We start from the raw sequence: 11,339 nt of genomic DNA, 5'->3' as shown, positions 1-11,339 counted from the left end.
TCAAGAGTCCAGCGGCGATCAGCCGGCCAATGCCGCGTGGCGTCGATCACGTCGTACGGCGCCCGAGGACGACGCGCTCTGTCCCTGGCACCCCTGGGATCCGGACGAGCGCCACGCCGCCGTCAGGGCAGCGTCCAGATCTGGGTCGTCACGACGTAGAAGACGACGCCCCAGAACACCATTACCGCGGCGACGATCCCGAGGCCGACGAGGTTGCCCTTCGCCGCGGGTTCGTCGGCTGAGGGCCGCAGCCACCGCTTGAGCAGCGGGTTCACGTAGTAGGGCATCGTGAGGAAGCTCATGATCAGGCTCGAAAGCAGATTGCCCACGAGCAGCCCGAGCCAGAGCGGCATCTTCAGCGGCGACAGGGCGAGCGTCAGCAGCACAACGGTCGGGTACAGGCCGACCCAGACCGCAATGGCGGTCTTGGTCTCCGAGGGCGGCGGGGCTTCCTTGCCGTTCTCTTCGAAGGCGAACCAGCTGCCGAACGAGTTGTCGATCGTGCGCAGTTTGTAGTCGTTGAACTTCTCGCCTTCAGAGAGCAACTCCTGCCGCTTGCCCGACGTCAGCCAGGCATCGAGGTGCTCGGCGCTGTCGAACCGGTACAGCGTGGTCCATTCGTCCTGCAGCCCCTCGACCGGGCGAAAAACCTCGGTTCCGCGAAAGCCTTCGAATTTGCTCTCCTCCTGGCTCATGCGGTGCTGCCAATCGAGGAAGTCGTCGACGTGATCCGGGTGAACGCGGTGAGTGACCACAACGGTCACCAGCGGATCCGGTGATTGCCTGCCACCGCTGACGACCTGCTGGGTTGCGGGACCGTCAAAATATTTGCTGCCAAGATCGAGAAACCTCTGCCTGGTTGCGCTGTTGATCCACGCTTGCAGATGGGCTATCGAGTCGAATCGGTATACGACGACCCAGTCGGGCTGCAGGGGTGTCGGCGGGGAGATCTCGGCCCCGAGGTACCCGGCGTAGTCGGCGGCAGCGGCGTTGAGCTCCTCCTGCCACGTTTTGAACTCCCGCTCCAGTCCGGGCAGCACCTTCTGACCGATGATCGCCGTCGCAGCGATTTCTTCGAGCTTGTCCGTGTTCATTTGCTCAGGCCCGTCCGCGCCGACTGGCGTTCGTCGAGCCGGCTGTAAATTCGTTCCGGCGTCAGAGGCAGCGCACGGTAACGGACGCCCGTGGCGTCGTGGAGCGCATTCGCCAACGCGGGGGCCACCGGGTTGATGCAGCATTCCGCCATCCCCTTCGCCCGCATGGGCCCAACGGAATCCGCCGAGTCCACCAGGAGCACGTCGGTGCGGGGGACATCGGCGTAGGTGGGGATGCGGTAGTTACGGAAGTTCGGGTTGACCATGACACCGTTCGCGTCGACCTGGTAATTCTCGGTCAGTGTGAAGCCGATTCCCTGGGCGACACCGCCTTCCACCTGCCCCCGGACCTGCGCGGGGTTGATGATTGCGCCTGCGTCGGTCGCCTGGACGCTGTAAAGGATACGGATCTCGCCCGTCACCCGGTGGACGGCGATCCGGAACCCCTGCGTATTGGAGGTGACGCTTCTGGGTGAGCCGTAGGCCTTGCGTGCGGCGGTGAATCGAATTCCGCGCGCTCGGGCCGATGCGACGAGCTCGGCCAACGACACGCGCTGGTCGCCGCAGACGACACTTTCGTCGTCCATCGAGCACATCACGACATGGACATCCGTGTGCGCGGCGGCAAATTCCAGGATGCGGTCGCGCACAGCGCCGGCCGCTCGGAGTACCGCATTCCCAGAGACGAAAAGGCCTGCACTGGCAAAGGCGCCGGTGTCGAATCCCGTGCGGTCGGTGTCGGACTGCACCAGGCGAATCCGCGAGGGTGTCGTGCCCAGTTGGCCGGCTGCGATCTGGACATGGGCGGTCGACGTACCCTCGCCGAATTCGACTGTCCCGACGGCCAACTCGTACATGAGGTCGTCGCCGAGCGTGACCCAGGCCTCCGAGATGTGTTCGGTCGGGGGTGCCGTCTCGTGCAGCGAACTCGCAACGCCGGCCCCGACGAGCCACTCGGGGCCGGGGGACGGCTCATCGGCTGTACGGGCCATGGCGTCGTCCACCAGATCGATGCACTTCGCGAGTCCGTCCTCGGTGAACATCACGTCGTCGGGGCCGTCATGCGTGGCGACGAGTGGATCACCCGGTCGCACGATATTGCGTCGCCGCAGTTCGAGCGGATCGACGTTCAAGGCGAGTGCCAGTTCGTCCATCGCCGATTCCACGGCGTACGCCGGTTGCGTCATCCCGTAACCGCGCAGCGCCCCGCTCGGAACGGTGTTCGTATAGACGGAGAACGCGTCGTACTTCTTGTTGGGGCAGCGGTAGATCATGACGGCAGCGCCGCCTGCATACAACGTTTCGCCGCCGTGGTTGCCGTAGGCGCCCGTGTTCGACACATTGCGGACCTGGAACGCGGTGAGTGTTCCGTCGGCCTTCGCGCCGAGCTTGACCGTCAGCGTCATCGGATGCCGTGGCGAAGCCGTTGTGAACTCCTCTTCACGCGTGTACTCGAAGCAGACGGGCCGCCCGGTGTCCAGGGTGGCGAGCGCGACCAGATCCTCCGAGATCACTTCCTGTTTGCCGCCGAAGCCGCCGCCGACGCGTTTGCAGAACACACGGAGCTGGTCCGGGCGCAGCGCGAACAGATGCGCGAGTTTGACTTTCGCGATCGACGGCGACTGCGAACTGGTGCGGACGTTGAGACGACCGTCCTCCATCCAGGCGATCGAGCCGTGGGTCTCGAGATGCGCATGTTGCACTCGCGGTGAGGAGTACGTGCCTTCGTGGATCACGTCGGCTTCGGCGAACCCTGCGTCGACATCGCCGATGTGCGAATGGATCTCGACCAAGATGTTGCGGACGGGGTCGCGGATGAATGGATCGTGCGTGCCGCCGTGCAGCTGTGGCGCCCCCTCGGCCATGGCCTCCTCGGGGTCGAACACCGCCGGCAACACCTCGTAGTCGACGACGACTCTACGGCAGCCTTCTTCCGCCGCCCCGACCGTCTCGGCCAGGACCGCAACGACGCGTTGGCCGACGAAACGGACCGTGTTGTCGAGGATGAAGGTGTCGTCCGGATCGACGAGATGGTCGGTGTGGATCGCCGTGGTAAAGCGCCTGCGCGGCACATCTTCCCAGGTGTAGACGCGATGCACGCCGGGAACTGCGAGTGCGGCGGTCTTGTCGATCGAGACGATCCGGGCGTGCGCGTGTGGTGAGTGCAGCACCTTGAGGTGCAGCATGCCTTCGATGTGGGTGTCCATCGTGAACTCGGCGCGCCCGGTGACCACGTCGTCGGCTGCCGGCGCACCGACGCTCGTCCCGACGGCCTTTCCCGGCGCGGCTGTCTCCACCCCGGCAACACCCTTCACCGCATCCTCGACCCCCCGATAGCCGGTGCAGCGGCAGAGGTTGCCCTTCAACGACCGTGGTAGGTCCTCTTTCTGGGCTTCGGTGAACGTTGCCGACGTCATGATCATCCCTGCGGTGCAGAAACCGCATTGGAACCCCGGGGCGTCGCGGAACTGTCGCTGCATCGGATGCAGGTTTCCGGGTGATCCGATGCCCTCGATCGTCGTCACCTCACAACCGTCCGCGCGGAACGCAGGGGTGATGCAACTGTGTACCGGATTGCCGTCCAACCACACCGTGCATGCGCCGCAATCGCCTGCGTCGCAACCCTTTTTGACGCCGTAGTGGCCGAGTGAGCGGAGGAAAGTGCGCAGGCACTGGCCGGGGTCCGGTTCTTCGTTGAAGCTCTTGCCGTTCACGCTGTATGTCATGCTCGGCCCCCGGCTATGAGTTCGCGACGAATCTCTTCGGCGAAGTGCTTTGTCAGGTGACGACGGTGGTCGGGGGTCCCGTTGGGATCGGCGAACCAGACGTGAGCGGGGATGACGTCGATGCTCTGCTGCAGAGTTCGGGCATCGGGAACCGCGTCGAAAGCAATGCGCACAGGCCGTGTGGTGCCGGCTGTGACGGTGAGCAGCAGGTCGCTCGTTCCTGGCGTTTGAGTACCGATGAGGAATACCGTCGAACGGCCGAGGTGGGTCAGCGTGAAGCGGCGGTGCGCGGTGCGTTTCCTCAGGGCACGCGCCGGAATGTCGATGCGCCGCAAGATTTCTCCGGGAGTGAGAATGTTCAGATTGTTGCCGGTTACGAAGTCGAGGGCATCGACGATGCGCGAGGACCCGTCAGGAGCCGACAGCTCGTACTTCGCCTCGAGTGCGACCGTCAGCGTGACCATCGGGCCGGCAGGCAAAGACATGCAGATATTGCCGCCGACGGTCGCCGAGTTCCAGACTTTGAACGAGGACAAGAACGCCTCGCAGCTTTTCGCGAAAAGGGTGCCGGCGATCCAATCACCTGGCGGCGCAAAGGCATACAGGTCGCGGATGGTGCACGTCGCACCGATTTCGAGGCCCGTGTCGCTCGGGACGAGGGGATCCCAACGCAACGCTGTCAGGTCGATCAGGCGGCGCAGGCTCGGCTGCTCCGCGGAAAACAGCCACGTCCCGCCTGCGAGCCAAGCGTCGCCTTCGCGCCAGTCCGCGCCTGGCCGATCGGACGGCCGCCGGACGACTTCCGTGATGGTGTTGAGGTCCACGGAAACTGACCTCCCTCACGACGACAATGCGTGTGACGGACCTCCTACCGAACTCGATCAACCAGCGTGTGGCGCCGCTCGCGTTCGTGGTCGTTGCAGGGAGGCCCGCGAACATACCTTTTCGATTGCGGACATTCGGCTCGATGCACTCGTCGAATGTCGACGGGTCACCATGCGCTCCGGGAGCGGCGCAACCTCGGAGCGACAGAATCGAATTTCGGCCGCTGCGGTCGAACTGCTCGAGGAAGAACCGGCGGGCACAGAGATTCCCCTCAAGCATATCGAGAACGGGCCGGCCTCGCCAAGTCAGGGCTTCCAGGCTGCGCGGCGCCATCTCTGACATCGAACAGCGAGTATGCACACGGTGTCCAATCTTGTTGGCCTCTCCCCACTCCGTGCGTGGACAGCAACGCACGGCACTCCTCGTCACCGAGTACGGGGCTCGGCCAACTCCTCGCGGGTCAGCCCGAGTTCCTCACGACGAGCAGCCACCCGCCGCCCGAGATCCGTGTGCTGACCGTGCACTGTGCCTGCGCCGGACTGCCCGGGCGTCGCTTCCGGCATGTTCCTCACGTCCCTTGTGACGGCGGCTGTGCAGGGCGGGCGACCACGTCGTGCTGGGGACCGCCGAGTACCACCTTGAGCGCGCCGGTGTCGGCGGCGCGGGAGAAGACGTCGTACGCCTCCTTCATCTGCCCCAGCTCGAAGCGGTGGGTGACCAGCGACGAGGAAGGCAGACGGCCTGCCGCCATCATCCGCAGCAGCAGCGGCGTGGAGCACGTGTCGACGAGGCCCGTCGTGATCGTCACGTCCTTGATCCACAGATCTTCGAGGTGCAGGGCCGCGGGCTTGCCGTGGACGCCGACGTTGGCGACACGCCCACCGGGGCGCACCATGCGGGTGCACATCTCGAAGGCTTCCGGCACGCCCACGGCTTCGACGACGACGTCGGCGCCGAGCCCCTCGGTCAGGTCGTCGACCAGTTGCTCCGGCTGCTCGTCGACGCGCGCCGTCGCGTCGGCGCCGAGCTCACGCGCCGCGGTCAGGCGGGCATCGGCGAGGTCGACGGCGACGATCCGGCCCGGGGTGTAGAGGCGTGCCGTGGCGACGGTGGCGAGCCCGATCGGGCCGGCGCCGACCACCACGACGGTGTCACCCGGGCTGACGTTGCCGTTCAGCACGCCGACTTCGTACGCGGTGGGGAAGATGTCGGCCATCAGAACCGCGTCGTAGCTGTCGACGGCGCTGGGCAGCGGGTGCACGGACAGGTCGGCGTAGGGCACGCGGACGTATTCCGCCTGGGTGCCGTCGATCAGATGGCCGAGGACCCAGCCCCCACCGCCCCGGCACTGGCCGTACCTGTTCTCACGGCAGAAGCGGCAGCGCCCGCACGCGGAGATGCAGGACACCAGCACCCGGTCACCTGGCCGGACCGTGCGGACGTCTCCACCGGTCTCCATGACCTCGCCCACGGCCTCGTGCCCGAGAATCCTCCCCGGGGTCACCTCGGGTACGTCGCCCTTGATGATGTGCAGATCGGTGCCGCAGATGGTCACGGCGTCGACGCGGACGATCGCGTCCGCCGCGTCCTTGACACCTGGATCCGGTACGTCCTGCCACGCGGTCCTGCCCGGTCCCTGGAAGACGAGTGCCTTCATGACGCCGCCCCTGCCTCCCGCGGGTGCTCGTGGCTTCTCGCGAAGTGCTCGACTGTGGTCACCACCAGGTTGTGCCTGGAAGCGTGACGACCGCTTGGGCCGGACGGGCCTCCGGCAGAGCCTCTCGGCCCATCCACCAGGGCCCACGGCGTGTGAAGGGTGAAGGGCGACCCTCACCGTCCGAGGAGGCTGCCGCCAAGGACGAGACAGCCTGAACACAGCCACGGCGCCCACGGCCACTCGGTCCAGACCGGCGCTCCTCGCCTTCCTCGGCGGCGTGGCCGACCGTCGTCGTGCTCCGCTCGGGCGAGGCCGTCCTGGTCCGCTGAGCCGGGCCGTTCGGGCCGTACGGCATGCCCGCCAGGCTTGGTGGGCCAACAGGCAGGGGTCCACAGTGGAGGGGAGGGTCGAAGGCAGAACCGCCCGTGTCCGAACCGACCCGCGTTCCAAGAGGATCCCGTCATGGACCACAGCCCCTACACCGTGAACGACGTGATGACCAGGACTGTCGTGGCCGTCGCCCCGGACGCGCCGTTCAAGGAGATCGTCGCCACCATGGAGCAGTGGAAGGTCACCGCCCTGCCGGTGCTGGAAGGCGAAGGCCGCGTCGTCGGCGTGGTCTCCGAGGCGGATCTGCTGGCCAAGGGAGAGCTGCGCGGCAGCGATCAGGGCATGATCGAGCAGATGCGGCGCCTGGACGACACCGCCAAAGCCGGCGCCGTCATGGCCAGGGACCTCATGACGACACCTGCGGTGACCATCCGTGCCGGAGCCAGTCTCCCTCAGGCGGCCCGTGTCATGGCGCGGCACCAGGTCAAGCGTCTGCCCGTGGTCGACGCCGACGGCATCCTTCAGGGCATCGTCAGCCGCGCCGACCTGCTGAAGGTCTTCCTCCGCCCGGACGACGCCATCGCGGCCGATGTACGCCGTGAGGTCGTCGACCGGCTGTTCGCGGTGTCCCGCCGGGACATCCAGGTCGACGTGAGCGAGGGAGTGGTCACGCTCACCGGCAGGGTCCGCGACAGCAAACTCATCCCCGTCGCGACCCGCCTCACGCACGCGGTCGACGGCGTGGTCGGCGTCAACTGCTCGCTCACCGGTCCTCCGGCGAGCGGAGCACCCGCCGAGTGACACCGCCGCCGATTACCGTGCCGTGCACCGCGGACGGCGGCCACGCGGCGGGTCATCACGTCGCCGACGAGGACGGCCTTGCGGTGCATGGCCGACGCTGTCATGTCGCCTGGGGCACCACGGCAACGGGACATCCACTGTGATGGAGCAACCTGTGGGCCACTCTCCCGAGCTGCAGACCGAGGTGCCCCTCCCTGCGGTGCGCCCCCACGACCACGAGGTCCGCCGCGGCGCTGCGCTGCACGAGCACCTTGTGGGCCGGGCCTTCGACGGTCGAGCGACGGACAGCGACGTCCGGATGCTCGTGCGCCTCAACCGCGACAGCGGCGTCGATCTGGGTGGCGGCCCTCTCCCTGTAGTACATCCCCGGGTCGGCGGCCAGCAGTGTGTGGTCGGCGGACTCGTGTGCCGGACGGCGCCAGGCTCGGACCGCCTCGAGTTCGCAGGTACGTGCCGCGGCTTCCCAGAACGCGAAACGGGTGGCGCCGGCTCCCTGCTCCGTGTCGGCGACGCCCAGCAGGACGCACCCATGGGTGCCTTCCCGGCCGGCCTTGTCACCGCGGACCACGACCACCGGGCAGTGCGCTCGCCCCGCCACGCCCAGCGACACCGATCCGAGCAGCAGGCCTGTGAGGGCGCCCCGGCCGCGCGCGCCCGTGACCAGCATCGCCGCGTGCCGGCTCTCGTTCACCAGGGCCGTCACGGTGTCCTCCGCGAGAACCTCTGCGACGACCTCGACGTCCGGGTCGCGGCGGCGGGCACGTTCGACGGCCCCAGCGACGACGGCGTCGATGAGCTCCTGCTCCGAAGGCCGTTCGAGGTCGTCGACGAGGGCGGCGGCACCCTCGTACCGCTCCCACCGGGACGCGTACACCAGGCGCAGGGCGAGCGAGTGACGGGCGGCCTCGTCGACGGCCCAGTCCAGTGCGTCGAGGCTGGAGTCGGAGCCGTCGACTCCTACAACCAGGGGTGACTCCACCGTACCCACCGCCTTTCTCCGGCCGGCCGCTGAAGGAGGAACGTCCTCACCGTCGCACGCGGTCGTGATCGCCGCGAGGGACGACCGGACGTGCCCAGGGGCCGTTCGGCCCAGGCGACGCGCGTGGACCACTACGAGGTGGGCCTGTGGCGAGGGAAGGAGCCTCGATGCAGCCCCGGGCACACATCACCGTCATTGGCGTCGGCCGGCAACGACTTCCGGCATGACGACGTAGTCGGCTGGGCCGTCCTCGCCATGCTCCGGGAGCGGGCGGTGCAACGGCCGTTTCGCTGCCATCCGGGAGGGAGCTGGAAGCCTGCGACGGCGACCCGGAATCGTCCCGACCGGGTCGGACGGCGCGGCACGGTGAGGACCCTGCGGGTTCACCGCCACGTTTTCAGGGGCCTGACAGATGAACCGGGACAGTTGAGAAGCCTGGTGTCCCGCGCACGAACGATGCGCGGGACACCAGGCTCTCCTGGCTCAGTTCTTGCCGGTGACCGAGGCCCCGGTCACCGGCCGCTCCGGGCCGGCAGTTGGCCGCAGTCGCCGCCGGCGCACTTGCTCAGCCAGTCGGCGAAGTCGGCGTCGTACTTGGTGCCGATGGTGTCGCGGAGCAGGCTGTGGGCCGCGTCGTACTCGCCCGCGCGGTAGTGGCCGAGCAGGGTGGCCACGTCCTCGGGGTGCGACTGGAGCATGTAGCGGACGCCCAGATAGCCCCACTGGTAGATACGGGTGGTGTCGGCGTTGTCGTAGGTGGTCCCGAAGAGCCGGCTGAGCTTGTAGGTGTTCTTGCCCGCCTCCTCGATCGCCCTGTCGTAGGTGATGCCGCGGTACGAGTAGGAGACGTACTCGGCGAAACCCTCGATCCACATCACGGTCGGGGTGGTCTGCCCGGCTGCGAAGTCGCCGTACATGTCGTAGCGGCCGTCGAGGTAGTGGGTGTACTCGTGGTTGAGGTTCCAGATCTGGAAGGCGCCGTCCTGGGCCGGCTGCTCGTAGGCGATGAAGCGCGGCTGGTTGCCCTCGGCGGCCGGGTCGCCCTCCAGGTACATGCCGCCGTTGTTGGTGTCGATTCCGAAGACGACACCGGCGTAGGTCTTGTAGTCGGTACTGGAGTTGAAGGCGACGATCTCGATGCTGGTGTTGTTGTCGTCCTTGACCGGACCGTTGTCCTTGACGATGTTGTGGAAGACCGGGTCCTGCTTGAGGACGCTGTCGCACGTGGCCGACAGTTCGGACGCGGTCAGCTCCTGTGCGAGGATCTTCACGCTCGGACTGCATACGTGCTTGACCGTCAGCACGGCGTCGCGCACGCGGTTCTGCAGGTCACAGGTGTCGTACTCGGCGCAGTTCTCCTTGTCGTACTCGTCCGTCATCTCGGCAAGGCCGACCCAGAGCGGGGCGGTGCGTCCAGTGATCTCGCTGCGCCCGAGCAGCTCCTTGACCAACGGCTTGACGGTGTCCTTGAGGTCGGCGTGCCGCAGGAATCGGCCGAGTTCGCGTCCGGCGTTGCCGGCCAGGTAGGACTTGTCGGTGCCGAGCAGATCATCGTGGGCGACGGCGAAGTCACGCAGTCCTGTGAGGACGCTCGGGGCCGCCTTCACGGCTTCCACGAACTCCGGCAGCTGGTGGCCGCGGAAGAGCACGGTGTAGGTGTTGTTGACCGCCGCGAGCATCCCGTAGAACTGGTCGTACGACGAGTTGTAGTCCTTCTGCAGACGCTTGACCACGTCGAGGTAGCGGGCGTTCTCTCCGGAGCTGTCGATCAGGGTGACCGTCTCGGCCAGGGTTTCTCCGTTGGCCTCGGTGACGTCGAAGGCATGGGACGAGCCGAAGAAGGCATCCAGGGCCCCCTGAATGACGCTCTTCAGCGTCGGGCCGTATTCGCCGACGTTCTCCGGCTGGTTGTACTGGATGTAGTAGCCGGCGCGCAGGTACAGCACCACCTGGGTTGCGAAAGTGCTGTTGTCCCCCGGGTAGTTGGTCGCGACATCCCTGAGTGCGTTCGCCACCGTGACCATCTGTTCCTCGCGGAAGAGAGCCTTGGAGTCCTCACCGGTCACGCTGAACAGCGTGTTGATGCAGGTGGTTTCCGACTGCTTGATCTGCTCGACCAGGGCAGCGCCGGTCTTCGAGGTGAAGTCGCTGACGTTGCAGTCCGCCGCGGCCTTCGCCGCAGAGCGGGCCTGCTTGCGCTCTGCGGCGCTCTGGGCCGCGGGGAGCGGAGGGCGGAGCGCGGGGTTCGAGGTCTTCGTGGCCGATCGCACGGGGTCGGCGGCGTGTCCGGGTGCGAGATCGGCGGCAAGCACGGTGGCGGAGGCGGGCTGTGGGGCGGGGGCCGACCTCGGTGCGGGCTTGGGTGCCCGGGCGCCGGCCGGGGCCGCCGCGCCATTGGGGGCGAGCATGGTGAGCCCCAGGCCGGCGGCGGCCACGGTAGGTATCAGCAGCTGGGCGAGTTTCCTGAGGGTGGGGGGTCTGCGCATAGCGATGGCCTCCAGGCCGGTCGGCAGCCGTGCGTGGGGCACGGCGGTGGGGGGTGCGGACCGTGATGGCAGCGGAAGTTGAGCACTCCCGGAGCTGTCATGCCCGCGGAAAGTGTGACCGTACAATTTCACAGTTCACATGGCAGTGAAAGAGGGCGGCAAGTAACAGAAGAAACTGATGAGCCATCAAAGAGGGATCTGTCCGGCCCGTACCGGCGGTCCGTCCGGTGTGGGACGCCTGGTTCGAGGGACCGCCGACGGAGCCCGGGTCGTGGGCCGCGTTCCCGCCCGAGGGCCGGGCCGAGTGGGCCGCCTTCGCCGCCGCCCGCCAGGGCGCCGGGCGGCCGCTGCCCGACCCCGTGCGGCACCTCGACGGCCAGCACGTCACCGAGCGTGGACACGGCGGGCGAGACACCGTACGTCGACGACGTCCTCCGGCTG

At 67.3% G+C, this 11,339-nt stretch carries 7 protein-coding genes; 1 reads left to right on the top strand and 6 read right to left on the bottom strand.

Annotation, left to right across the window (positions count from 1 at the left end; all coding sequences use genetic code 11):
• Positions 1 to 122: 122 nt before the first annotated feature.
• The 4 genes from ACWCXB_RS09390 to ACWCXB_RS09375 all read right to left on the bottom strand — a co-directional run bounded on the left by ACWCXB_RS09390 (position 123) and on the right by ACWCXB_RS09375 (position 6,302).
• On the bottom strand, positions 123 to 1,094 hold the full coding sequence (locus tag ACWCXB_RS09390) for an antibiotic biosynthesis monooxygenase (RefSeq protein WP_450720746.1): 972 nt from the start codon (positions 1,092 to 1,094) through the stop codon (positions 123 to 125).
• The gene (locus tag ACWCXB_RS09385; RefSeq protein ID WP_450720744.1) at positions 1,091 to 3,820 is read right to left on the bottom strand and encodes a molybdopterin-dependent oxidoreductase; all 2,730 of its coding nucleotides are present in this window, start codon (positions 3,818 to 3,820) and stop codon (positions 1,091 to 1,093) included. Before ACWCXB_RS09385 ends, ACWCXB_RS09390 begins: the two co-directional genes overlap by 4 nt.
• Positions 3,817 to 4,644, bottom strand: coding sequence for an FAD binding domain-containing protein (locus ACWCXB_RS09380; protein WP_450720742.1), 828 nt, complete (start codon positions 4,642 to 4,644; stop codon positions 3,817 to 3,819). Before ACWCXB_RS09380 ends, ACWCXB_RS09385 begins: the two co-directional genes overlap by 4 nt.
• Positions 4,645 to 5,213: 569 nt before the next feature.
• Positions 5,214 to 6,302: a zinc-dependent alcohol dehydrogenase family protein gene (locus ACWCXB_RS09375; RefSeq protein ID WP_450720740.1), complete on the bottom strand. Its 1,089-nt coding sequence runs from the start codon at positions 6,300 to 6,302 to the stop codon at positions 5,214 to 5,216.
• A gap of 462 nt (positions 6,303 to 6,764) precedes the next feature.
• On the opposite strand from ACWCXB_RS09375, the gene ACWCXB_RS09370 reads away from it, so the two are divergent.
• On the top strand, positions 6,765 to 7,433 hold the full coding sequence (locus ACWCXB_RS09370) for a CBS domain-containing protein (RefSeq protein ID WP_450720738.1): 669 nt from the start codon (positions 6,765 to 6,767) through the stop codon (positions 7,431 to 7,433).
• Between the two features lie 100 nt (positions 7,434 to 7,533).
• Here the strand turns inward: ACWCXB_RS09370 and ACWCXB_RS09365 are convergent, their stop codons facing one another.
• Positions 7,534 to 8,412 carry a universal stress protein gene (locus ACWCXB_RS09365; RefSeq protein ID WP_450720736.1) on the bottom strand — a complete coding sequence of 293 codons (879 nt, stop codon included), beginning with the start codon at positions 8,410 to 8,412 and terminating at the stop codon, positions 7,534 to 7,536.
• 512 nt (positions 8,413 to 8,924) lie between these two features.
• Positions 8,925 to 10,898 (bottom strand): collagenase, encoded by a 1,974-nt coding sequence (locus ACWCXB_RS09360; protein ID WP_450720734.1) that lies wholly within the window; start codon positions 10,896 to 10,898, stop codon positions 8,925 to 8,927.
• Between the last annotated feature and the right edge of the window lie 441 nt (positions 10,899 to 11,339).

The sequence above is a fragment of the Streptomyces sp. NPDC001514 genome (assembly GCF_053597075.1).
This window is presented reverse-complemented; position numbering and strand designations above follow the sequence as displayed.

Bases quoted from the DNA above. Each gene is read 5' to 3' on its own strand.
- ACWCXB_RS09390 (WP_450720746.1), bottom strand. From the start codon at position 1,094: ATGAACACGGACAAGCTCGAAGAAATCGCTGCGACGGCGATCATCGGT.
- ACWCXB_RS09385 (WP_450720744.1), bottom strand. From the start codon at position 3,820: ATGACATACAGCGTGAACGGCAAGAGCTTCAACGAAGAACCGGACCCC.
- ACWCXB_RS09375 (WP_450720740.1), bottom strand. From the start codon at position 6,302: ATGAAGGCACTCGTCTTCCAGGGACCGGGCAGGACCGCGTGGCAGGAC.
- ACWCXB_RS09370 (WP_450720738.1), top strand. From the start codon at position 6,765: ATGGACCACAGCCCCTACACCGTGAACGACGTGATGACCAGGACTGTC.
- ACWCXB_RS09360 (WP_450720734.1), bottom strand. From the start codon at position 10,898: ATGCGCAGACCCCCCACCCTCAGGAAACTCGCCCAGCTGCTGATACCT.